Annotated in this window: 22 protein-coding genes; 12 read left to right on the top strand and 10 right to left on the bottom strand. The window is 71.1% G+C overall.

Going from position 1 to position 21,414, the window contains the following annotated elements; genetic code table 11:
- Positions 1-87 precede the first annotated feature (87 nt).
- Together ABT324_RS19480 and ABT324_RS19475 are read left to right on the top strand one after the other, a co-directional pair.
- Entirely contained in the window at positions 88-1,161 is a 1,074-nt protein-coding gene (locus ABT324_RS19480; protein ID WP_351179103.1) for a tryptophan dimethylallyltransferase family protein, read from the top strand.
- Between the two features lie 62 nt (positions 1,162-1,223).
- On the top strand, positions 1,224-2,597 hold the full coding sequence (locus ABT324_RS19475) for a tryptophanase (RefSeq protein WP_351179100.1): 1,374 nt from the start codon (positions 1,224-1,226) through the stop codon (positions 2,595-2,597).
- A gap of 48 nt (positions 2,598-2,645) precedes the next feature.
- Here the strand turns inward: ABT324_RS19475 and ABT324_RS19470 are convergent, their stop codons facing one another.
- From ABT324_RS19470 to ABT324_RS19455, 4 genes are read right to left on the bottom strand one after another with little or no spacing between them, the layout of a single operon-like run.
- Positions 2,646-3,242, bottom strand: a complete 597-nt coding sequence (locus ABT324_RS19470) for a GTP-binding protein (protein ID WP_351179097.1) — start codon at positions 3,240-3,242, stop codon at positions 2,646-2,648.
- Between the two features lie 19 nt (positions 3,243-3,261).
- Positions 3,262-3,621 carry a DUF742 domain-containing protein gene (locus ABT324_RS19465; RefSeq protein ID WP_351179094.1) on the bottom strand — a complete coding sequence of 120 codons (360 nt, stop codon included), beginning with the start codon at positions 3,619-3,621 and terminating at the stop codon, positions 3,262-3,264.
- 2 nt (positions 3,622-3,623) lie between these two features.
- Positions 3,624-4,040 (bottom strand): roadblock/LC7 domain-containing protein, encoded by a 417-nt coding sequence (locus ABT324_RS19460; RefSeq protein WP_351179091.1) that lies wholly within the window; start codon positions 4,038-4,040, stop codon positions 3,624-3,626.
- 34 nt (positions 4,041-4,074) lie between these two features.
- Positions 4,075-6,498: a sensor histidine kinase gene (locus tag ABT324_RS19455; RefSeq protein ID WP_351179088.1), complete on the bottom strand. Its 2,424-nt coding sequence runs from the start codon at positions 6,496-6,498 to the stop codon at positions 4,075-4,077.
- 673 nt (positions 6,499-7,171) lie between these two features.
- On the opposite strand from ABT324_RS19455, the gene ABT324_RS19450 reads away from it, so the two are divergent.
- The 3 genes from ABT324_RS19450 to ABT324_RS19440 are packed head-to-tail and all read left to right on the top strand — an operon-like array spanning position 7,172 to position 9,189.
- The gene (locus tag ABT324_RS19450; RefSeq protein WP_351179085.1) at positions 7,172-7,990 is read left to right on the top strand and encodes a polysaccharide lyase; all 819 of its coding nucleotides are present in this window, start codon (positions 7,172-7,174) and stop codon (positions 7,988-7,990) included.
- Positions 7,991-7,995: 5 nt separating this feature from the next.
- Positions 7,996-8,403: an IclR family transcriptional regulator domain-containing protein gene (locus tag ABT324_RS19445; RefSeq protein ID WP_351179082.1), complete on the top strand. Its 408-nt coding sequence runs from the start codon at positions 7,996-7,998 to the stop codon at positions 8,401-8,403.
- Positions 8,404-8,424: 21 nt separating this feature from the next.
- A complete protein-coding gene (locus tag ABT324_RS19440) occupies positions 8,425-9,189 on the top strand; it encodes an SDR family NAD(P)-dependent oxidoreductase (protein WP_351179079.1) in 765 nt (254 codons plus the stop codon).
- Positions 9,190-9,239: 50 nt separating this feature from the next.
- Here ABT324_RS19440 and ABT324_RS19435 read toward each other — a convergent pair whose 3' ends face one another.
- The 4 genes from ABT324_RS19435 to ABT324_RS19420 form a co-directional block, all read right to left on the bottom strand.
- The gene (locus tag ABT324_RS19435; RefSeq protein WP_351179076.1) at positions 9,240-9,566 is read right to left on the bottom strand and encodes a LapA family protein; all 327 of its coding nucleotides are present in this window, start codon (positions 9,564-9,566) and stop codon (positions 9,240-9,242) included.
- 81 nt (positions 9,567-9,647) lie between these two features.
- Positions 9,648-10,424 (bottom strand): sugar phosphate isomerase/epimerase family protein, encoded by a 777-nt coding sequence (locus tag ABT324_RS19430; protein WP_351179073.1) that lies wholly within the window; start codon positions 10,422-10,424, stop codon positions 9,648-9,650.
- A gap of 13 nt (positions 10,425-10,437) precedes the next feature.
- Complete coding sequence (locus ABT324_RS19425) at positions 10,438-11,361, bottom strand: sugar phosphate isomerase/epimerase family protein (RefSeq protein WP_351179070.1); 924 nt, start codon at positions 11,359-11,361, stop codon at positions 10,438-10,440.
- Positions 11,361-12,491 (bottom strand): Gfo/Idh/MocA family protein, encoded by a 1,131-nt coding sequence (locus ABT324_RS19420; RefSeq protein WP_351179067.1) that lies wholly within the window; start codon positions 12,489-12,491, stop codon positions 11,361-11,363. Before ABT324_RS19420 ends, ABT324_RS19425 begins: the two co-directional genes overlap by 1 nt.
- 159 nt (positions 12,492-12,650) lie before the next feature.
- On the opposite strand from ABT324_RS19420, the gene ABT324_RS19415 reads away from it, so the two are divergent.
- From ABT324_RS19415 to ABT324_RS19390, 6 genes are all read left to right on the top strand, one after another.
- Positions 12,651-13,874, top strand: coding sequence for an ROK family transcriptional regulator (locus ABT324_RS19415; protein ID WP_351179064.1), 1,224 nt, complete (start codon positions 12,651-12,653; stop codon positions 13,872-13,874).
- Between the two features lie 95 nt (positions 13,875-13,969).
- Positions 13,970-15,256 carry an ABC transporter substrate-binding protein gene (locus ABT324_RS19410; protein ID WP_351179061.1) on the top strand — a complete coding sequence of 429 codons (1,287 nt, stop codon included), beginning with the start codon at positions 13,970-13,972 and terminating at the stop codon, positions 15,254-15,256.
- The gene (locus ABT324_RS19405; protein ID WP_351179058.1) at positions 15,256-16,179 is read left to right on the top strand and encodes a carbohydrate ABC transporter permease; all 924 of its coding nucleotides are present in this window, start codon (positions 15,256-15,258) and stop codon (positions 16,177-16,179) included. The genes ABT324_RS19410 and ABT324_RS19405 overlap by 1 nt, the downstream gene beginning before the upstream one ends.
- Before the next feature lie 101 nt (positions 16,180-16,280).
- Entirely contained in the window at positions 16,281-17,057 is a 777-nt protein-coding gene (locus ABT324_RS19400; RefSeq protein WP_351179189.1) for a carbohydrate ABC transporter permease, read from the top strand.
- 33 nt (positions 17,058-17,090) lie between these two features.
- Positions 17,091-18,170 (top strand): Gfo/Idh/MocA family protein, encoded by a 1,080-nt coding sequence (locus tag ABT324_RS19395; RefSeq protein ID WP_351179055.1) that lies wholly within the window; start codon positions 17,091-17,093, stop codon positions 18,168-18,170.
- Positions 18,167-18,904, top strand: coding sequence for a ThuA domain-containing protein (locus ABT324_RS19390; RefSeq protein WP_351179052.1), 738 nt, complete (start codon positions 18,167-18,169; stop codon positions 18,902-18,904). The genes ABT324_RS19395 and ABT324_RS19390 overlap by 4 nt, the downstream gene beginning before the upstream one ends.
- A gap of 57 nt (positions 18,905-18,961) precedes the next feature.
- Here ABT324_RS19390 and ABT324_RS19385 read toward each other — a convergent pair whose 3' ends face one another.
- Both ABT324_RS19385 and ABT324_RS19380 read right to left on the bottom strand, forming a co-directional pair.
- Positions 18,962-19,975, bottom strand: coding sequence for a PQQ-dependent sugar dehydrogenase (locus tag ABT324_RS19385; protein WP_351179049.1), 1,014 nt, complete (start codon positions 19,973-19,975; stop codon positions 18,962-18,964).
- Between the two features lie 125 nt (positions 19,976-20,100).
- Positions 20,101-21,027: an oxygenase MpaB family protein gene (locus ABT324_RS19380; RefSeq protein WP_351179046.1), complete on the bottom strand. Its 927-nt coding sequence runs from the start codon at positions 21,025-21,027 to the stop codon at positions 20,101-20,103.
- A 146-nt stretch (positions 21,028-21,173) separates the two neighbouring features.
- Between ABT324_RS19380 and ABT324_RS19375 the strand changes: the two genes are divergently transcribed.
- Positions 21,174-21,401: a hypothetical protein gene (locus tag ABT324_RS19375; protein WP_351179043.1), complete on the top strand. Its 228-nt coding sequence runs from the start codon at positions 21,174-21,176 to the stop codon at positions 21,399-21,401.
- Positions 21,402-21,414: the final 13 nt, after the last annotated feature.

The raw sequence follows: 21,414 nt of genomic DNA, 5'->3' as shown, positions 1-21,414 counted from the left end.
GGCACGTCCAGAACCGGCGTATTAGCGTGGCCGCGCCGCGAGCGCGCCGCCTGCTGTCGATTTCGAGATACATGGATCGGGGTTTCCATGAGTCCTGCCGATACCACGCTGGGCGAGTTGACTAAATGCCAGTTGCGGAACCTCTGCGAGGTGATGGGCATCGAGCACACCGCACCTCCGCAACTGCTCGAGGAATTACTCGGGCCAGTATCCACCCGATCGTTGTCCGAACCACCTCTGTGGCCGTCCGGGGTGGCCGACGACGCCACCCCGCTGGAGTTCTCCGTCCAGTTCGAGGACAACGGCGCCCGCCACCTGCGCCTCCACCTGGAACGGTTGGCGGAGCGGCCCGCTCCCGCGGCGAACCTGCGCGCCGCCAAGGAACTCGTCGACCAGCTGTCCGAGCGCCACGACCTGGCGCTGGACCGGCTGCGCGCGGTGCAGGAGCTCTTCACTACCGACGATCCCCAGAGCTGGTTCTCCTGGGCGTTCTCGGTCATCTTCGACGAGCAGGGCACCCCCTCGTTCAAGCTCTACTTCAACACCGACCTGCACGGCGCCGAAGCCGCGCCCCAGCTGGTCACCGAAGCCTTCGGCCGCCTGGGCATGACCGGTGCCGCCGAACTGGTCAACAGCTACGCCCTGCGGCGCGAAGGGCGGGACATGCCCACCTTCTTCGCCATCGACCTGGACCACAGCACGCACGCCCGGGTCAAGCTCTACGTCCGGCAGGTGGACGCCCGCCCCGCCGACGCCGAGTTCCTCGCCTGCGCGGTCCCGGGCATCGACCAGGACGCCATCCGCGAGTTCTGCTCCCTGCTGGCCCCCGGCACCGAGGTGTTCCGCAGGCGGCCGCTGATCTCGAGCTACTCCTTCGTCGAGGGCGACGCGGACAAGCCCAGCAACTACAGCCTCTACCTGCCGATCCGCGACTACGTGCCGCACGACGGCGTGGCCCGCGAGCGGGTCGCCGCGCACCTGCGGCACCTCGGCTTCGACCCCACCGCGCTGGACGAGTCCCTCCGCGCGCTCACCAACCGCCCGCTGCAGGACCGCCCCGGGCTGCTCGCCCACGTCTCGCTGCGGCTGAGCCCGAACCGGACCGGGACCTCGCTCTACCTCTCGTCCGAGGCCTACGGGGGAACGTCCGTCCACAGTTGAGCATCGAAGCCACCGGGTACCAGACTGGTCACCCCACCACATCACCACTAGGAGCAACCCGAATGCCGCACCTCCGGCCCTTCGTCTCCGCCGTCGTGCGCCCCATCCCGATCACCACCCGGGAGCAGCGCATCGCCGAGCTGGACCGAGCCGGCCACAACCCCTTCAACATCCGCGGTGAGATGGTCAGCATCGACCTGCTGTCGGACTCGGGCACCGGGGCGGTCTCCACCGACCAGCAGGCGTGGGCGCAGCGAGCCGACGAGCGCTACGCCGGGGCCGAGTCCTGGTTCCGGTTCCGGGACGCGCTGCGCGAGATCGTGCCGCACGAGCACGTCCTGCCCGTGCACCAGGGCCGGGCCGCCGAGCGGGTGCTGTTCAGCGCGCTGCTGGAGCCGGGCGCGATCAGCCTCAGCAACATGCACTTCGACACCACCCGCGCCAACGTCGAGCGCCTCGGCGCCGAGGCGCTCGACCTGCCCAACCCGCAGCTGCTCGACATGCGCAGCGACGCACCGTTCAAGGGCGACATCAACGTCGAGGCCGTGAAAGCCGTCCTGGACGGACCGGACGGGCCCCGGGTCAAGCAGATCGTCGTCACCATCACCAACAACGGCGGTGGCGGGCAGCCGGTGTCGATGGACAACCTGGCGGAGATCAGCGCGGTGGCCCGCGAGCACCGGGTGCCGCTCATCCTCGACGCCGCCCGGTTCGCCGAGAACGCCTGGCTGATCACCCAGCGCGATCCCGCCTACCGGGGCTGGAGCCCGCTCGAGGTGGCGCGGCGGGTGTTCGAGTTCGGCGACGCCGTGGTCGCCAGCCTCAAGAAGGACGGGCTCTCGCACGAGGGCGCGTTCATCGCCGTGCACGACCAGGACCTGGCCGACCACTGCGAGGTCGACATCATCGCCACCGAGGGCTTCCGAACCTACGGCGGCCTGACCGGGCACACGCTGGAGCACCTGGCGCAGGGCCTGCAGGAGGTCCTCGACCCGCACTACCTCGCCGACCGCGAGCACGAGGCCGCCTACCTGGCCGACCGCCTGCACGCCGCGGGCGTGGAGACGCTGCAGCCGACCGGGCTGCACGCGGTCTACGTCAACGCCACCCCGCTGCTGCCGCACCTGCAGCCGAAGCACCTGCCCGACCACGCGCTCACCTGCGCGCTGTACCGGGAAGGCGGCGTCCGGGCCGCGGGCGGCGGACTGTTCCTGGGCACCTTCGACGAGAACAACGAGCTCGTCACCCCGCCGCCGTTCGAGCTGGTGCGGCTGGCGCTGCCCCGCCGCGTCTACGACCACAGCCACATGGAGTACCTCGCCGAGGTGCTGGGCGAGATCGCCAAGAACCCGGAGCGGGTCCCCGGCTACCGCCTCACCCACAACCCGGCGCTCCTGCGGCACTTCCGCTGCCGCACCGAGCCGATCATGCCGTGACGGAGCGAGGTCGCGGGCCCGCTGCTGCGCGCCCGCGACCTCACCCGGTCAGCTCGCGTCCGGCGTGGACGGGATCTTGTCGATCGCCCGCCGCACCAGGGTGAGCAGCGTGTTCTTGGCGAGATCCCGGTCCCGCGCGTCGCACATCACGACCGGGACGTCCGGCGGGATCGTCAGCGCCTCGCGCAGCTCCTCCGGCTCGTAGTGGTAGGCGTCGTCGAAGACGTTGACCGCCACCACGAACGGGATGTCGCGCCGCTCGAAGAAGTCGATGGAGGCGAACCCGTCCTCCAGCTTGCGGGTGTCCACCAGCACCACCGCGCCAGCGGCCCCCACCGCCAGGTCGTTCCACAGTGGCCAGAACCGGTCCTGGCCGGGCGCGCCGAACAGGTACAGCACGATCTGCTCGGAGATCGTGATGCGCCCGAAGTCCAGCGCCACCGTCGTGGTCGTCTTGCGCTCGACCCCCGTGACGTCGTCGACGCCCTCGCTGACGACGGTCATCTCCTCCTCGGTGGTCAGCGGTGGGATCTCGCTGACCGCACCGACGAGCGTCGTCTTGCCCGCCCCGAACCCACCAGCGACCACCAGCTTCACCGGGATCGGCGCGGACTCCGCACCGTCTGGGGTGGGTCTGCCTGGCACGGAACGGCTCTCAACCACGCTAGAGTCTGCAAAGGCCACGGTACACCTGCTCCAAGATATCTCGGCTGACTTCTGTACGAGGCGAGCGCACGAAGACGGCGCCGTGGTCGAGCAGGTCACCGCACAGGACCCGGACCACTCCCAGTGGTTGCCCCAGCAGCACGGCCAGTTCCGCCAGCGACACCGGGCGCGCGCAGGCGTCCAGGATCCAGCGGTGCTCGGGGGTGAGCTCGAAACGCGGCATCTCCGGTCGCGGCTCGACGGTCAGCACCTGGCTGGCGGTGTCCAGCCGGGTGCTCTTGGCCGGCGTGCGACCGCGCGTGATCGTGTACGGGCGGACTATCGGGCCCGCCTCATCGTCATACCACGCCTCGTCCACGGTCAGGCCCTCTCCGCCACCGCGCCGCGCGCCTCCCGGGGTGCCGCCGACAGGAAGCTGCCGACGCGGGTGATGAGCCGCCCCATCTCGTAGGCCACCAGCTCGATGTCGGCGTCGGACGCGCACAGCACGGCCAGGCACGCCCCGCTGCCCGCGGCGGAGACGAACAGGAAGCCGTGCTCCATCTCGACGTGGGTCTGGGCCACCTGGCCGCGGCCGAAGTCCTTGCTGACGCCCTTGCCGATGCTGCGCATGCTCGACGCCGCGGCCGCCAGCTTGTCGGCGGGGTCGCGCTCCAGGTCGGTGGACTTGGCGATCACCAACCCGTCGTTGGACAGCACGACTGCGTGGTCGGCACCGTGCACGCCCTGCACGAAGTCGTCCAGCAGCCAACTCAGTTTCGACGCCGTTTCGGTCATGGCCACCTCACACACTTCTCGTCATCTGGTCTGCTCACGCGCGGTCGTCCGGCGAATCGCCGGAACCGCCGCGGAACGCCCGCCGGAACCCGGCCAGCTTGCTGGGCGAGGCAACCACGCCCTGCTCCTCCTGGTCCGGGTCGTCGCGCAGGCCATCCGCCAAGTTCGCTTGCGGCACCCGCTTGGGCAGCGGCGGCCGCCCGCCCTTGGGCTTGCGCTGCTCCTCCTGCGGCGCTGCCGCCGGGGCCTCCGCCGGTTCGGCCGGTGCCGGGTCCGACTTCGGCCACTCGTAGGCGGTGTCGGCCGGAGCCGCGGGCACCGGGTCGGGCTGGTCGGTCATGACCCCATTCCAGCTCAACTCGCGCGGCTGCGGCACCGCCGCGAGGTCGTGTCCCCCGCCACTCCGCTCGGCCGGGACCCTGGTGGGCGCGGTGGGCTGGTCGAGCGGCCCGCTGCCGTTGCTGGTGGTCAGCGAGGTGTCGGCGTCCAGCAGCCGGTCCGGCAGCAGCACCGTCGCGCGGGTGCCGCCGTAGGCGGAGACGCCGAACTCCACGGCGATGTCGCGGCGGTGCGCCAGCCGCGCCGCGGTGAACAGGCCGAGCTGCTCGGCCTTGTTGCTCTCCAGCACCAGCCGGTCGAACTCCGGCGGGGTGGACATCATCTCGTTGGCCCGCCCGCGGGTCTCCTCGCTCATGCCCAGGCCCTGGTCGGCGATGTCGATCGCGACGCCGCGCGCGACCTCCTTGACGTCGATCTGCACCTGGGTGTTCGGCGGGGAGAACGCGGTGGCGTTGTCGATCAGCTCGGAGATCAGGTGGATGGTGTCGCCGACGGCGGCGCCGTTGACCATCACCTTCGGGACGTGCCCGATGACCACCCGCGAGTACTGGTCGATCTCGGAGATCGAGGAGCGCAGCACGTCCATCAGCGCGACCGGGCGGCTCCACCGGCGACCCGGCTGCTGGTCACCGAGCACCAGCAGGTTCTCCACCGTGCGCCGGGCGCGGGTGGTGGAGTTGTCCAGCTCGAACAGCTTGGCCAGCTGCGCCGAGCTCTCCTCGTTCTTCTCCAGCTGGTCGATGGTGCCGTGCATCTGCCGCAGCAGCCGCTGGATGCGGTGCGCCATGCCGACGAACACCACGCGCGCGCCCTGCCGGGCCCGGGTCTCGCCGACCGCGGCGTCCATCGCCTGCCGCTGGAACAGCTGGAGGGCTTGCGCCACCTGGCCGACCTCGTCGTCGCCGTAGTTCTCCAGCGCGGCCATCTCGGTCTTGACGTCGACGGTTTCGCCCTCGCGCAGCCGCCGCACCACCTCGGGCAGCTTGTTGGCCATCACCAGCGACTCGGTGCGCAGGCCCTGCAGCCGGGTGAGCAGGGCCTCGTCGACGACCGAGCGGTACACGCGGCGGGCGTAGGCGAAGGACACCAGCGCGACGACCAGCGCGGCCAAGCTGCCCCACAGCACCGTCCACAGTGCATCGTTGCCGCTGTCCACCGCGTTCGCGGAGACCTCGTCGGCCTGCGCGGTCACCATCTCGGAGATCTCGGTGCCGACCTCGTCGGAGATCCGGCGCCACTCCTCGGCCCCGATCGGCAGCGCGTCACCGCTGTCCATGCCGGAGCTGCCGATGAGCCGGTCCTCGGCGGCGACCAGCTGCTGCCAGGACGGGCGGGACACCAGCTGCTGGAACCGGTCCTGCACCGACGGGCGCATGCTGGAGACGTTCTGCTCCAGCGTGCTGTGGTACGAGTCGATGTAGCGGGTGAGCTCGCGGTGCTGCTCCGGGCTCAGCTGCCCGCTCTCGAGCGCGGCACCGACCAGCGAAGTCTCCCGGGCGAACAGGTCCGAAGCGCGGAGCAGGTTGGTCGCGGCGATCGCGCCCTGCCGGGTCTCGGGGTCGAGGCTGAGCTTGGCCTGCACGTCGGCGAGCTCGACGGCGGTGTCGAAGAGGTGGTTGTAGTACTCCACCACCTCGGCGCCGGAGATCTGCCCGGAGGCCACCCGCGAGCGGAGGCCGTCCATCCGCTCCAGGTCGTCGACCAGCTCGGTCATCGAGCGCCGGATCTCCTCCGGTGCCGCGTCGCGCATCCCGCTCGCGATCTGCATCATCTCGTCGACGGCCTGGTCGGTCCGGCGCTGCTGGTCGAGCAGCTCCGCCGAGTTCCGGTTCGGCCGTCCGACGACCTCGAGGGTGAGCAGGCGTTCCTTCTTGACCTCCTCGAGGGCGGTCATCGCGGGCAGCGACATGCTCCGCACGCTGGTCGCGACCTGCTGGGTGTAGATGGCCTCGAAGGCGAACAGGGCGCACCCGAACGCCCAGAGCGCGAAGACCACGATCCACGGGATGACGACCGACCACGTCAGCCGCGACCGGATCGAGTTCTTCGCCTGCTCCGACCGGCGCCCTCTCCGCTTCTCAGGAGGAGCCAACGTCTCGTTCTGAGTTGTCACTTCCATGCACTCTCAATGGTCTGGCCCGTGCGGAAAACGTCCGTCCAGCGCCCCGGTGCAGCGCGGTCTCGAACGACCGGCGCGCTGCCGGTGGGCGCGGCTCGATCAGCGTGCTGCTCCGGCTCCTCTCCGACCGATCACGGCGCCCGCACGTTCGGCGCGCTCGCTCGTCCCCGATGCGAACGCACTGTATCGAACTAAGATCATCCGATAGTGAGCGAACTGACGTTTCCGCGGAGTTGTGCCGAACAACTCACGCGCTGCCCCTGACGGCTCACCGATCGACCCCCGAACAGCCCAACGGTGATCACCTGATCAGCGCCATGGCGGAAGAACCGGACCGGACCTGACGACCGGGGCACCCCAGCAACCCCCACCGCCGCAGCCCTTGCCAACCCCGCTCGAGCACACCCCCGGCCAGGGTGAGCTGAGTCACTCCGCATCCTCCGCGCGACAAACCCGGGTGAAGGGTGGTCGGGAGGGGGCGGGGGTTTGACGGGTCGTCGAGCTGGCGCCGGCGGGGTCGCGTTGAGCAGGCGGAACGCTCGCTGGCACACCGCTGGAGGATTGACCGGGTACCCGCTCCTGGTGTGGGCTGGGTTTCGCCGGGGTCCTCCCGGCGTTGACCGCTCCGCCGCCCGGTCGACATCGCAGCACTGCCCGATGCGAGGTGGACGACGTGCGGAAGAGACGAGTGGCCGGGCTGACCAGGATCGGACTGGCGGCGATGCTGGCGCTGTCCGCGGCACCGGGCGGGGCCTCCCCCGCCGTCGAGCCGTGGCGCGGCGGGTTCGCCGACTTCCCCAGCAGCTCCTGGAAGCAGCAGTGGGGTTTCGTCGACGAGGGCGACTGGGGCTTCGACCGGATGGCCCCGCAGGACGAAGCGCTCGACGTGTTCTACGGCGCGGGCTCGTCGGCGCCGTCCTGCGGTGACTGCCCGAGCGAGGGCGGCGGCCAGTTCTACACCGACTTCCGCTCGATCGGCCGCGACGACCTCGCCGACTCCCCAGTACTGCACCTGAGCTACCAGGTGCGGTTCCCCGCCGACTGGGACTTCGGGGAGCGCGGCGGGAAGCTGCCGGGCCTCTACGGCGGCCCGCCCGGGCAGGCCAGCGGCGGCCAGCACGGCGAGGCCTGGTCGACCCGCTACATGTGGCGGATCCGCGGCGACGAGCCGGAGGCCACGGTGTACGTCTACGACCCGTCGATGGGTGACGGCTACGGTCAGGACGTCGGCCTGGGGGCGTGGCGGTGGCAGGCCGATGACCGGTGGCACACCGTGGAGCAGGCGGTGGACCGCACCAGCGGCACCATCACCACCTGGTACGACGGCCAGGAAGTGCTGGAGGAGCAGGGCATCCGGGAGGTGGCCGACATCCCGTTCTCGGGGATCTTCTTCTCCACCTTCTTCGGCGGCCACGACACCTCCTGGGGACCGGGCCGCGATGTGCACGCGCAGTTCCGGGACTTCCAGGTGTCCACCTCCAAGGTGAGCTGAGCACCGTGGCACTGGGCAAGCTGCTGACCGAGCCGACCCGCGAGGAGGTCACCGAGCTGCTGCCCGCGCTGACCGAGAACACCGTGGTGCCGCTGGAGCAGCTCCACCAAGCCTGCGCCACCGCCCGCGAACGCCGTTGTGCGTCCGAAGTGGAGGAAGGCGCGCCCGGCATCCGCTGCGTGGCCGCGGTGGTGCCCTACCGCATGCCCTGCACCGACGCGATCAGCAGATCGGTGCCGGTCGAGCGGACCACCGGCGCGAAAACCCGCAGGACCGGCGAACTCCTCTCCGAGGTGACCGCCGAGCTGGCGCAGCGCCCGCGCCGGGAGGGCATCCGCGACCCCGCCACAGCGATGGCCGATTACCGCCAGACTCCGAGCCGCCGCGCCAGCAGTATTGGATTCGTCCGATGACGGCGAACCTTCGAGGAAGAGATGAACACGGCGCGTTTCGAGTCCAAAGTGGTCCTGGTCACCGGTGCGACCTCCGGCATCGGCGAGGCCACGAGCCGTCGGCTGGCCGCCGAGGGCGCGGCGGTGGTCCTGGGGGCCCGCAGCAAGGACACCGGTGAGGAGTTGGCGGCCGACATCCGCGCGGCGGGCGGCCGAGCGCTGTTCGTGCCCACCGACGTGACGGTGGAGAGCGAGGTCGCGGAGCTGGTCCGCGCGGCGGTGTCGGAGTTCGGCCGCCTCGACGGCGCGTTCAACAACGCCGGTGCGGTGAGCGCCTTCGGCGCGGTGCAGGACATCGCCGCCGACGGCTGGCACGGCGAGATCGAGCTGAACCTGAGCAGCGTCTACTTCGGTCTGAAGCACCAGGTTCCGGCGATCCTGGCCTCGGGTGGTGGGGCGATCCTCAACAACGCCTCGAACCTGGGCGTGGTCGGCATGGGCAGCGTTTCGCCCTACGTGGCGGCCAAGCACGGTGTCGTCGGCCTGACCAAGGCCGTCGCGCTGGAGAACGCCGCCCAGGGCATCCGGGTCAACGCCATCGCCTCCGGCGCGGTGGACACCCCGGCGTTCCGCAGCAGCATGGGCGCGACGCCGGAAGGCGAAGCGCAGGTCGCCGGGCTGCACCCGGTGGGCCGGATCTCCAAGCCCGAGGAGATCGCCGCGTTCGCGGCGTTCCTGCTCAGCGACGAGGCCAGCTTCATCACCGGGGCCAACCTGTCCATCGACGGCGGTTTCACCGCGCAGTGACCGCCGGACCCGGTGGACCACAGCTCCCGGGCGCTGTGGTCCCACCGGTGTCACCGCGGTTTGCGCGCCTGGTGCTTGGCGGAGCGGCGCAGCTGCAGGATCCGCGCCGTGCCGACCAGCGCGACCAGCAGCGCACCGGCCAGCACGGCGAAGATCATCGCCACGCCCAGCGGAAGGTTCCCGGCCATCCACAGGAAGTGCACGGTCACGCCACCGGAGTTCTGCAGGATGAAGACGAGCAGGAACACCAGCACGACCGCCGCGATGACGACGGACACCCAGATGCCACCGGTCCGGGTCCGGGCCAGCCGCTCCTCGTCCACCCGGTGCCCAGCACCGCCCACCCGCTCGGTTTCGTCCGCACCGTTGTCAACCATGCGGATCATCATCAACGCCCACGGCCCCGGCGAGCTCCGCGCACGCCGAGCCGTCACCCGATCCAGCGACACCGCGCCCGGTCAGGACCACGTGGTGCGACCACTGGCGACCAGGGTCGCTGCGTTCGTGGCGAGCAGGTCGAACGGGTCCAGGTCCGTGGTGTCGATCTCGGCCACGTGCCAGCGGATCGACGGCGCACCACCGAGCACCCCGAGCACGTCCACGCGCCCGGTCCCGATCTGGGTCTGCGGCGCGCCCGGTTCCGCCGGGCCGTCCTTGAGGTGCAGCGCGACCACCCGGTCACCGAGGTCGGCCAGCACCGACGCCGGGTCCGCACCTGCCGCGACCGCCCAGTAGACGTCCAGCTCCGCGAGGAGTTCGGCGCTGGTGCGGCGCCAGAAGCGGTCGTACCCCGTGGTGCCGTCGGGTAGGCGCACCCACTCGAACCAGTGGTTGTGGTAACCCAGGCCCAGGTTGGTCGATTCTGCTGCTGCGCCCAGGGTTTCGGCGAACGCGTCGAGCTGGGTGGGGTCGGCGAAGGTCTCCTCGCCGAAGCCCGCGACCAAGCGCGGGTGCGGGATGAAGGCCGTGTCCGCGCCCAGGATCTCGCACTCCTCCTCGAGTTCGGCGATGTCGCCGGGCAACCCGGCGTGCACCGCCGAGACCGCCAGGCCCGCCGCGTCCAGGTCGGCCCGCAGGGACCGGGCAGCCGCCCGGCGCTCGGCGGGTGCGCGGTCCGGGGAACCGAGGCCGAAGGGCTCGACGTGGCGGAAGCCGATCTCGGCCAGCCTCGCCAAGGTGGCGGGCCGGTCGGCGGCCAGCTGGTCGCGAACGCTGTAGAGCTGCGCGGAAAGCACTGCCACCTCCGGGTCAACCGACGATCAGCGGGCGCAGGGTGCGGTGCGCGATGTCCAGGCCCTGGGTGATGCGCTCGTCGTCGCCGCCCCACACCGGGTCCTCGTGCTCCACCGACAGCGTGCCGGTGAAGCCGTGCTCGTAGAGCCGGTCCACCACGCGCTTCCAGTCCACCTGCCCCAGCCCCGGCACGCGGTAGCGCCACCACCCCATGTCCCAAGGGTTGCCGCCCTTGTCGACCTTGCCGAAGAAGCCGTACCGCTGGCGCGCGACCGGGTCCAGCTCCACGTCCTTGGCCTGGGCGTGCACGATGCGGTCGATGTGCGGCGCGATCGTCTCCACCGGGTCGATGCCGATCCAGGTCAGGTGCGAGGGGTCCCAGTTCAGGTACAGGCCCAGCCCGAACATCCACTCCCACAGCTCCGGCGAGTACGCCAGGTTGCCGGGGTAGCCGTCCGGGTGCCAGCCCTCCATCACGCAGTTCTCCACGATGATCCGCACCCCGCGCTCGCCCGCGTACTCCACCAGGTCCGGGAAGGTGCGCTCGGCCTCGGCGAGGTTGTCGGCCACCGACTTGGTCCAGTCGCGCCCCACGAACGTCCCCACGTAGGGCACGCCGAGCGCCTGCGCGGCGTCGATCGCGTGCCGCAGGTGCGTGCGGATCTCCTCGCGCCGCACCGGGTCGGGGTGCAGGTTGTTCTCGTAGTAGGCGAACGCCGACAGCGCCAGGCCGTGCTTGTCGAACAGCGCCAGGGTCTCCTCGACCTCGCGCGGGCCGAAGTCGGCCACCGGCAGGTGCGCGGCCTCGAAGTCGCGGCCACCGGTGCCGGGCCAGACCGCCACCTCCAGCGCTTGGTAACCGGCCTGCGCGGCCCATCCGGCGATCCGGTCCAACGACCACTGCGGGAGGCACGCGGTGAGCATTCCGAGCTGCATCATCACACCTTCGTCCAGGAACCGTTGCGGGCGGAGCGGAGGACGGCGTCGACCAGCCGCGCCGAGCGCAGCCCGTCCTCGAACGTGGGCAGCCCCTCCGGGTTGCCGCCGTCGATCGCGGCGTAGGTGTCCGCGACGAACGCCTCGAAGCACTGGGCGTAGCCCTGCGCGTGCCCGGCGGGCAGCGTCGACAGCCGCCGCTGCTCGGGCGAGCCGTGCTCGGGGTCGCGGACCAGGATGCGGTTGCCGTCGGTGCCGCCGAGCCAGATCCGCTCCGGATCCTCCTGGTCGAACACCGCGCTGCCCCGGGCCCCGTCGAGCTCGAACCACAACCGGTTCTTCCGGCCGGCCGCGACCTGCGAGATCGTCGCCGACCCCAGCACACCCGAGGCGGTGCGCAGCAGCAGCGCCGCGGAGTCCTCGGTGCGCACCTCGACCCGGTCCCCGGTGGCGCCGCTGGGTCCGGCGAAGGTCGGCCCTGACGCGGCCGGTCGGGTCGGGACCGCGATGCTCAGCTCGGCGAGCAGGTCGGTGAAGGTCTCCCCGGAGACCCACTGGACCAGGTCGCACCAGTGCGAGCCGATGTCGGCGAAGGCCCGCGACGGGCCGCCCAGCTCCGGGTCGACCCGCCAGCTGGAGGCGTCCGGCGAGAGCATCCAGTCCTGCAGGTAGCTGCCGTGCAGCAGGTGCCAGGCACCGAACTCCCCCGCCTGGCGGCGCGCCCGGAGCTCCCGCACCACCGGGTGGTAGCGGTAGACGAACGGCACCGTGGCCACCAGGTCGTGCTCGCGCGCCGCAGCGGCCATGCGCTCGGCCTCGGCGAGCGAGGTGCCCAGCGGCTTCTCGCAGATCACGTGCTTGCCCGCGCGGATCGCGGCTTCGGCGAACGGCGCGTGGGTGGCGTTGGGGGTGCAGATGTGCACGACGTCGACGCGGTCGTCGGCCAGCACCTGGGCGAGGTCGCCGTAGGCCGCCACGCCCCAGCGCTCGGCCACTTCGCTCGACCGCGCCGCGGAGGACGCCAGCACGCCGACCACGTCGGCACCGGCGAGCAGCGCCGCGCGGCGGTGCACCTCGCCGATCATCCCGGCGCCCAGGATGGCCACGCCGCGCCCGGAAGGTCCAGGGCTCACGAGGGAGCCTCCTTCGTCGGATCAGTTGACTGCCACGGGTGTCTCACGCCCGATTTACGTCCCGATCAAAACTAGATCTTCGCCTTTAAGTCGACAAGAGATACTATTTATTTTCTTCTCAGTCATTAATCAGCGCAATTTCAGTCAGGAGCTGCGACGATGGGGTGGGAACCGGTCCGCTTGGCGGTGCCGAGGACGTCCGGACGAGCCGACGACAACCTGGTGCGCAGCAGCCTGGCCAGGCTGATCGCCTCGGGCGCGGCCGAGAGCAGGGTCGAGCTGGTGCGCGCCACCGGGCTGTCCCGGTCCACTGTGCACAGCCACCTGGACGCGCTGATCACGGCCGGGGTCGTCGTCGAGCGCGGGCCGGTCGGCAGCGGTGGGCGCGGCCGCCCCGCCCACCGGCTGGCGATCGCACCGCGCGCCGGGGTCGTACTCGCCGCCGACGTCGGGGTGCACAGCACCCGGCTCGCGGTCGCCGACCTCGGCCAGGACGTGCTCGCCGAGCGCGAGGTGGAACTGGAGATCGCCGTCGGCCCGGAGCGCTCGCTGGACGTGCTCACCGACCACCTGCGCAAGCTGCTGGCCGACGCGGGGATGCCGCTGGAGAAGGCGAAGGCGCTGGTGGTGGGGTTGCCCGGCCCGGTCGACTCGCGGATGGGGATGCCGGTGCGGCCACCGATCATGCCCGGCTGGGACGGCTTCCCGGTGGGCGAGGCGATGGCCGCCCGGTTCGCCTGCGCCGCCTCGGTGGACAACGACGTCAACCTGATGGCACTCGGCGAGGCCCGCGCGCTGCCCGCCGAGGAGACCCCCCTGCTGTTCCTGAAGGTCGGCACCGGCATCGGTGGCGGGATCGTCTCGGCGGGCGGGGAGCTGCACCGCGGTTCCGACGGCGCGGCCGGGGACATCGGGCACATCCGGGTGCCCGGCGCCGACGACGTGGTCTGCCAGTGCGGCAACGTCGGCTGCGTCGAGGCCGTCGCCTCCGCCGACGCGGTGCTGCGCGCGCTGCGCACCGAGGACGGCGGGCCGCGCAAGGTCGAGGACCTCGCACAACTGCTGCGCGACGGCGACGCCACCGCGGTGCGGCAGGTCCGCACGGCGGCGGCCACGATCGGCGAGGTCGTGGCCATGCTGGTGCACTTCTACAACCCGAAGCGGATCGTCCTCGGTGGACTGATCACCGCTGCGGGCGACGACCTGCTGGCCGGGATCCGCAGCGTCGTCTACCGCCGCGCCCTACCGCTGGCCACCCGGCACCTGTCGCTGGCCAACAGCACCCTCGGCCGCAACGCGGGGCTGGCCGGTGCGGTCGTGGCGGGCATCGAAACCGTGCTCTCCGCCGACGGGATCCGCGGCCTGCTGCGGAACGAACCTTGACACGACGTGTGCGCGGGGCTGACCATGTCCCCGTCTCACGCCGCAGTTCGACCGGTGCCCGGGTGCCATCCCGCCACCAGCGAAGCGGAGAGACCATGCCCCTGAGACGAGCGCCCGCCTGGGCGGTCCTCGCCACCACCGCCGCGATCACCCTCACCAGCTGCCTCGCCGCCCCGGCCACCGGCCCGATCGGCGAGCACGCGCCCCGAACCCCCGTCGTGGACCCGGCGAGCGCCCGCGGCGCGACCGGTGACGTGACGATCTGCGGCAACCGGGACAACGGGACCTACACCACGCTCGTCGAGACGTTCAACGCCAAGCGCACCGGGGTCACCGCGCACTACCTGGAGATCGGCCAGGACACCGACGCCACCCGCGCGCAGGCCATCCAGCGCCTCGAAGGCGGCTCCCACGGCTGCGACATCTACCTGATGGACGTGACCTGGGTCAGCGAGTGGGCCGCGCAGGGCTGGATCCGGGACCACAGCGGGCTGGTCGAAGCGCACCGCGCCGACCTCATACCGTCCACACTGGAGACAGCGCACTACGCCGGGCGGTACTGGGCGGTGCCGCTCTACACCAACGCGGGCCTGCTGTTCTACCGCCAGGACCGGGTGCCGCCGCCAACCACCTGGGCCCAGGTCTACGCCAACGCCGCCACCCACCCGCAGCACGAGGTGGAGATCCAGGCCAAGCGCTACGAGGGCCTGACGGTGAACTTCCTGGAGCTGCTGTACTCCGCGGGCGGCTCGGTGATCAACGAGGACGGCACCGTCACCATCGACTCCCCGCAGACCCGCGCCGTGCTCCGCCTGATGGTCGAGGGGCTGGACTCCGGGGCCGTCGACCGCGCGAGCCTGACCTACGACGAGGACAGCGGGCGGCGGGCCTACGAGTCCGGGCGCGCCGGGTACCTGCGGCAGTGGCCGAGCGCGCTGACCCAGATCGAGCAGACCGAGGCCGGCCCGGGCACCGCGGTGGCCCCGCTGCCCGCCTTCGACGAGCACAGCGAACCCGCGGCGGTGCTCGGCGGCTGGAACCTGGCCATCGCCACCGAGGCCGCCAACCCCGCCGGTGCGGTGGCCGTCATCGACCACGCCACCAGCGCCGAGTTCCAGCGGACCATGGTGCTGGAGCACTCCCAGGCCCCGGTGCGCGCCGCGACCTACCACGACCCGGAGGTCATCGCCGAGCTGCCGTTCATCCCGCAGCTCGAGCAGTCGGTGCTCAGCGCCGAACCGCGGCCGAAGTCGCCGGTGTACCCGCAGCTGTCCCGGGCCATCTACCGCAACGTCCACCAGGTGCTCACCGGGCAGGTCGAGGTGGAGGCGGGTGTGCGGAAGATGGCCGAGGACATCCGGACTGCCCAGGAGACGTTCTGATGACCGCGGTGGCACCGACCCGCCGACGCCGCCGGGTCGACGAGCAGCAGCGGCGCACCGCGGTGTGGATGGTCGCGCCCGCGCTGGTGGTGATGTTCCTGGTGGCCGCGGTGCCGATCGGCTACGCGGGGTGGCTGTCGCTGAACGTCTACAGCGTGCGGCAGGCCGACCTGTCCCAGTTCGTCGGGTTGACCAACTACTGGAACGCGCTGACCTCACCGGAGTGGTGGGCGGCCTTCCGCTGGACGTTCGCCTTCGCGATCGCCTCGGTGGCGCTGGAAATCGTGCTCGGCGTGGCGATGGCGCTGCTGCTGAACCTGGCCTTCCGCGGTCGGGGCCTGCTGCGCTCCACGCTGCTGGTCCCCTACGCGGTGCTGACCGTCGTCTCGGCGATCACCTGGCAGGCCATGTTCGATTCCAACCTCGGCCTGGTGACCGGGATCCTGCGCGCCTTGGGCCTGCCTGGCGGCGAGCACGTGTGGCTGGCCGAGCCCGGTTACGCGATGGCCGTGATCATCGTCGCCGACGTGTGGAAGACCGCGCCGTTCGTGGCGCTGCTGGTGCTGGCCGGGCTCCAGGTCATCCCGCCCGACGTCCACGAGGCCGCCGACCTGGACGGGGCGAGCCGCTGGCAGGTCTTCTGGCGGGTCACGCTACCGCTGCTGCGCCCGGCGATCGCGCTGGCCGCGATCTTCCGGCTGCTGGACGCGCTGCGCATCTTCGACCTGCCGTTCGTGCTGACCAAGGGCGCCAGCGGCACCGAGACCATGTCCATGCTCGCCTACCAGGAGCTGCGCGAGGGGCGGCTGATCGGCCCCGGCTCGGCGCTGTCGATCCTGACCTTCGCCACCGTGATGGTGGTGTCCCTGGTCTACATCCGCTTCGCCGGCGGCAACATCCGCGACGTCGCGAAGGAGAGCTGATGGCGACCGTCCTCGTGCCCACCAGGACCACCAGCGCCCCGGCCCGCCGCCGGGACCGCACCCGGTTGCGCCCGCTGGTGCTGGTCTTCGCCGTGCTGGTGATGCTGGCCTCGCTGGTGCCGTTCTACTGGCTGGTCAACACGTCGCTGAAGACCGGCGCCGAGCTGTCCTCGGGCAGCCTGTTGCCCACCCAGCCGTCGCTGCACAACTACCTGGAGGTCCTGCAGGACGGGGAGTTCCTGACCGCGCTGGGCAACTCGGTCGTCGTCGGGGTGGTCACCACCTCGCTGGCGCTGCTACTGGCGTCCTTCGCCGCCTACGCGCTGGCCCGGCTCAAGCTGCCCCGCAAGGGGCTGGTCCTGGCGGCGGTGCTGTCGGTGACCACGTTCCCCGTCATCGCGATCGCCGCACCGATGTTCAAGATCTGGAGCGACCTGGGCCTCTACGACACGCTGCTCGGGCTGATCATCCCGAAGCTCACCTTCGCGCTGCCGATGGCGATCTTCGTGCTCACCTCGTTCTTCCGCGAGATCCCCTTCGAGCTGGAGGAATCCGCGCTGGTCGACGGCGCCACCCCGTTCCAGGCGTTCCGCCGGGTGATCCTGCCGCTGGCGGTGCCCGGCATCGCCACCACCGCGATCCTGGTGTTCATCTCGGTGTGGAACGAGTTCCTGCTCGCGGTCACCCTGACCTCCACCCCGTCCGCCCGCACGGTGCCGGTGGCCATCGCGTTCTTCGCCGGCACCAACGAGTTCGACCAACCCATCGGCACCATCAGCGCGGCCTCGGTGATCGTCACCCTCCCGCTGCTGCTCCTGGTGCTGGTGTTCCAGAAGCGCATCGTGGCCGGTCTGACCGCCGGCGCGATCAAGGGCTGAAGTTACCCGTCACAAGTGAAGGAGACCATGTCCATGAGTCCGATCCGGGTCGGTGTCGTCGGCATCGGCTGGGCAGGCCAGCAGCACCTGGCCGCCTACCAGGACCTGCCGGATGTCGAGATCGTCGCGATCGCGGGCAAGGAACCGGAGCTGCTGGCCTCGTTGGGCGCGCAGCACGGCGCGCCGAGGCTGTTCGAGAGCTGGGAGGAGCTGCTCGAGGTTCCCGACCTCGACGCCGTCAGCATCGCGGTGCCGACGTTCCTGCACGCGCCCATCGCCATCGCCGCGCTCAAGCGCGGACTGCACGTGCTCAGCGAGAAACCGCTGGCCCGCAACGCCGTCGAGGGCCAGCAGATGGTCGACGCGGCGCGCTCCGCGGGACGGGTGCTGGACGTGGTGTTCAACCACCGGTTGCGCGGTGACGTCCAGGCCCTCGGCGAGATCATCAAGCGCGGCGAGCTCGGCCGCCCGTACTACGCGAAGGCGTCCTGGATGCGCCGCCGCGGCATCCCGATGCTGGGCAGCTGGTTCACCAACCAGGAGATGTCCGGCGGGGGGCCGCTGGCGGACATCGGCGTGCACGTCCTGGACTACGCGCTGTTCCTGCTGGGTGAACCGCGCGTGCTGTCGGTCAACGCCGTGACCTACTCCGAGCTGGGCCACCGCGGCATCGGCGGGATGAAGTGGGAGACGGCCGACGGGAACGTCTCGGCTTACGAGGTGGAGGACTTCGCGGCGGCGTTCGCGCGCCTGGAGGGCGGTGCCACGCTGGTGCTGGAGACCTCCTGGGCGGCGTTCCGCAGCCCGGAGGACCTGATCGACTTCAGCGTCCTGGGCACCGACGGCGGTGCGGAGCTCAAAGCCGTGGGGGCGACGAAGAAGCAGGTCGGAGACTTGCACGTCTACCGCGACGTGGACGGCGAGGTCGCCGACTACCAACCCACCGCCGAGCCGGGACGCGCCCACGCGGGCGTGGTGGAGAACTTCGTTTACCTCCTCCGCGACCCGTCCCGGTGGCCCACCAACGACGGCTCCCTCGCGCTCAAGCGCGCCAGGGTGATCGACGCGTGCTACCAGTCCGCCACCGAGAAGCGGGAGATCACGGTCGAATGAGCCAGCTGCGCATCACCGTGTGGAACGAAGGCGTGCACGAGTCCACCCAGGACCCGGCTGGGATGGACGAGTACTACCCCGGCGGCATCCACGGTGCGCTCGCGTCCGGGATCGGTGAGCAGATCCCGGGCGCCACCGTGCGCACCGCGCTGCTCGACGACCCCGAGCACGGGCTGCCCGAGGAGGTGCTGGCCGACACCGACGTCCTGCTGTGGTGGGGGCACAAGGCGCACGGCCAGGTCGCCGACGCGGTCGTGGACCGGGTGCACCAGCACGTACTGGGCGGGATGGGGCTGCTGGTCCTGCACTCCGGGCACTTCTCCAAGGTCTTCACCCGCCTGCTGGGCACCACCTGCTCGCTGAGCTGGCGCAACGCCGCGGAGCGCGAAGTGGTGTGGACGGTGGCCCCGACGCACCCGATCGCCGCGGGCGTACCGAACCCGGTGGTGATCCCGGAGCAGGAGACCTACGGCGAGTTCTTCGACATCCCGGTCCCGGACGAGCTCGTCTTCATCAGCTCGTTCAGCGGTGGAGAGGTCTTCCGCTCCGGGGTGACGTTCCACCGCGGCCAGGGCCGGATCTTCTACTTCAGCCCCGGCGACGAGCGCTACCCGGTCTACAACCAACCGGAGATCAAGCGCATCATCGCCAACGGGATCCACTGGGCAGCCCGCCCCGGGCTGGAGCGGACCGCCCCGGCGGTCTCCAACCCAACCCGCGACTGGTACCTCTGAGACGGGCGGAGGGCACCTCCCGCTGGTCCTCGGCGGTGAGGTGCCCTCCGGGCGGGATCACGGGGTGACACTGAGGATCTGGTCGTCGTCGGGGCCGGGGTTGCCGTTGTTGTCCTGGTTGGACGTCGTCACCCAGAGGGTGCCGTCCGGGGCCGGGACCGGGGTGCGGAGGCGGCCGTGCTCGCCCTGCAGCAGCGCGGTGGGCGCACCGACCGAACCGTCGCCGTTGAGCGGGACCTGCCACAACCGCTGACCGCGCAGCGCCGCGACGTAGAGGTGGCCGTCGTGGACGGCCAGGCCGCTGGGCGAGGCCTCGCTCGTCGGCCAGGTCACCAGCGGGTCGACGAACTCGTCGTTGCCGCACTCGCCCTCGCACACCGGCCAGCCGTAGTTCCTGCCCGCCTCGATGAGGTTGACCTCGTCCCAGGTGTTGTCACCGAGCTCCGCGGAGTACAGGCGACCGGCGTCGTCCCAGTCGAGACCCTGTGGGTTGCGGTGGCCGATCGAGTAGACCACCGAGTCGCCGAACGGGTTGCCCGGGGCCGGGGCGCCGTCGGGGGTCATGCGCAGGATCTTGCCGTTGAGCGAGTTCGGGTCCTGCGCGCTGTCCCGGTCCAGGGCGTCGCCGGTCGCGGCGTAGAGCATGCCGTCCGGGCCGAAGGCCAGTCGGCCGCCGTTGTGGAAGCGGTTCTTCGCGATCCCGGTCAGGATCGGCTGCGGGGCCTCGCCCAGGCGCAGCTTGGCGATCCGGTTGTCCTCGCTGGTGCTGTAGAAGACGAACACGGTCTGGTCGGCCTCGAACTCCGGCGACACGGCCAGGCCCATCAGCCCGCCCTCGCCGTTGGTCGGCTGCGAGTCCTCGATCTCCTGCACCTCGGTGACCTGGCCGTCCCGCAAGGACATCAGCTGCCCGGTGTCGCGCTGGGTGAACAGCGCCGAGCCGTCCGGCAGGAACGCCAGGCCCCACGGGATGTCCAGGCCGGTGGCGACCGGCTTGACCTCGGCCGCCGCGGCGGCCGGGGTGAGGGCCAGCATGAGCGCGGCGACGACCGCGCAGGTGCGGCGGATCATCAACGACCTCCTCCCATCGCGGGCGCGCGGGCGCACGCGAACATCGTGGTGAGGCGGCGGTTCACCACTGGTGATCACAGCACGCGCGGTTCCGGGCGCGTACCGCCAGCAGGAGGCACCGGGTTTCAGCCGACCTGCGCGGGCGAGTAGTGCTGGGGGTCGTCGCGGCGATCCGGCGGCGGGAGGTTTCGGGCCGGGGTTTCGACCAGGGGCGCGTCGGCCGGGACCTGGCCGCGCACGCGGCGCCACGCCGCGCGGGCGCGCGGGTGGTAGCGCCAGTCGAACGGCACCAGCCGCCAGGCGAGGGCGAGCGCGCGGCCCAGGACGCGCAGTAGCCGCTCGTCGCGCGCGGTCCAGCGCAAACCCAGCTTGTCCCGGACGGCCTGGTCGTAGAGGCCGACGGTGAGCCAGGCGAACCCGCGGCTGATGGGGATTCGGGCGAGCTCCCACAGCGGGGTGGGTAGCCAGCGCAGCAGGGGCGGTGCGCCGATCCGCGAGAGGTCCAGGACGTCCCGGGTGGCCTTGTTGTCCTCCAGCACCTCGCGGCACATGTGGTCCCAGTAGCGCTGGAAGCTCGGCCAGTCCGGCGGCACCGGGCGCATGCTCATCCCGTACAGCTGGTACCACTGCACGCCCTCGGCGTAGACCTGCTCCTTCTGCTCCTCGGTGAGCGGTTCGCCGAAGTGCTCGTTGATCAGGATCGGCATCACCAGGAACGTCGCGTGCGCCCAGAAGAAGGTGTCCGGGTTGAGCGCGTGGTAGGGGCGGCCGTGCTTGTCGACGCCCTTGATCGTGTTGTGGTAGGCGCGCACCTGCCGCGCGGTCTGCTCCGCGCGCGGGCCGTCGTAGACCACCCCGCCGATCGGGTACAGGGACCGGTAGAGCCGCTCCCACCGTTCGTCGAAGAACCGCGAGTGCTCCTCGACCCCCGCGCCGAGCTGCGGGTGCATGTTCTGCATCGACCCCGCCCACAGCGCCAGCAGCAGCCCGCGCCAGTCGCCGAAGTGGCGCCACATGAGCGAGTCCGGACCCAGCGGTGTCGGCTTCGACATCGGCGCTCCCTGCAAACTGAGGACACCTGTTAGCAAAATAGGATCGCCCAGGTCGGCCCGTCAATCGCCACAACGGAGGTCCGGCTCGGCCCGCGGTCCGGCCGCCTACACTCGACGGGGGACGCGAGCAGGAGGGCCCCGGACTGATGAGCAAGAGTCAACTCACCACCGTGCTGGTGCGCACGCTGCTGTTCTTCGCCATCGCGGTGGTGCTCGGCTTCGTCTCGGGCTGGCAGGTCTACGCCGTCATCGCGGTGGCCCTGACCGGCGGCGCGGCGCTGATCCAGCTGGGCGGCGTGCTGTGGCTGGCGCGCGCGGAGCGGAACGCGCCGGAGGCGGCGAAGGGACCGGCCAAGCCGGAGGGCTTCCTCTGATCAACCTCGCGTC

Source organism: Saccharopolyspora sp. NPDC000359, assembly GCF_040300525.1.
Lineage (GTDB): Bacteria > Actinomycetota > Actinomycetes > Mycobacteriales > Pseudonocardiaceae > Saccharopolyspora.
The sequence above is the reverse complement of the archived record's forward strand: the minus strand, read 5'-3'. Positions and strand labels throughout refer to the sequence as shown.

Excerpts from the sequence above, each read along its gene's own strand:
- ABT324_RS19410 (WP_351179061.1), top strand. The coding sequence starts at position 13,970 with ATGCCCCTGAGACGAGCGCCCGCCTGGGCGGTCCTCGCCACCACCGCC.
- ABT324_RS19460 (WP_351179091.1), bottom strand. The coding sequence starts at position 4,040 with ATGACCGAAACGGCGTCGAAACTGAGTTGGCTGCTGGACGACTTCGTG.
- ABT324_RS19405 (WP_351179058.1), top strand. The coding sequence starts at position 15,256 with ATGACCGCGGTGGCACCGACCCGCCGACGCCGCCGGGTCGACGAGCAG.
- ABT324_RS19375 (WP_351179043.1), top strand. The coding sequence starts at position 21,174 with ATGAGCAAGAGTCAACTCACCACCGTGCTGGTGCGCACGCTGCTGTTC.
- ABT324_RS19385 (WP_351179049.1), bottom strand. The coding sequence starts at position 19,975 with ATGATCCGCCGCACCTGCGCGGTCGTCGCCGCGCTCATGCTGGCCCTC.
- ABT324_RS19435 (WP_351179076.1), bottom strand. The coding sequence starts at position 9,566 with ATGGTTGACAACGGTGCGGACGAAACCGAGCGGGTGGGCGGTGCTGGG.
- ABT324_RS19480 (WP_351179103.1), top strand. The coding sequence starts at position 88 with ATGAGTCCTGCCGATACCACGCTGGGCGAGTTGACTAAATGCCAGTTG.
- ABT324_RS19440 (WP_351179079.1), top strand. The coding sequence starts at position 8,425 with ATGAACACGGCGCGTTTCGAGTCCAAAGTGGTCCTGGTCACCGGTGCG.
- ABT324_RS19395 (WP_351179055.1), top strand. The coding sequence starts at position 17,091 with ATGAGTCCGATCCGGGTCGGTGTCGTCGGCATCGGCTGGGCAGGCCAG.
- ABT324_RS19425 (WP_351179070.1), bottom strand. The coding sequence starts at position 11,361 with ATGATGCAGCTCGGAATGCTCACCGCGTGCCTCCCGCAGTGGTCGTTG.
- ABT324_RS19400 (WP_351179189.1), top strand. The coding sequence starts at position 16,281 with ATGCTGGCCTCGCTGGTGCCGTTCTACTGGCTGGTCAACACGTCGCTG.
- ABT324_RS19455 (WP_351179088.1), bottom strand. The coding sequence starts at position 6,498 with ATGGAAGTGACAACTCAGAACGAGACGTTGGCTCCTCCTGAGAAGCGG.
- ABT324_RS19415 (WP_351179064.1), top strand. The coding sequence starts at position 12,651 with ATGGGGTGGGAACCGGTCCGCTTGGCGGTGCCGAGGACGTCCGGACGA.
- ABT324_RS19475 (WP_351179100.1), top strand. The coding sequence starts at position 1,224 with ATGCCGCACCTCCGGCCCTTCGTCTCCGCCGTCGTGCGCCCCATCCCG.
- ABT324_RS19390 (WP_351179052.1), top strand. The coding sequence starts at position 18,167 with ATGAGCCAGCTGCGCATCACCGTGTGGAACGAAGGCGTGCACGAGTCC.
- ABT324_RS19380 (WP_351179046.1), bottom strand. The coding sequence starts at position 21,027 with ATGTCGAAGCCGACACCGCTGGGTCCGGACTCGCTCATGTGGCGCCAC.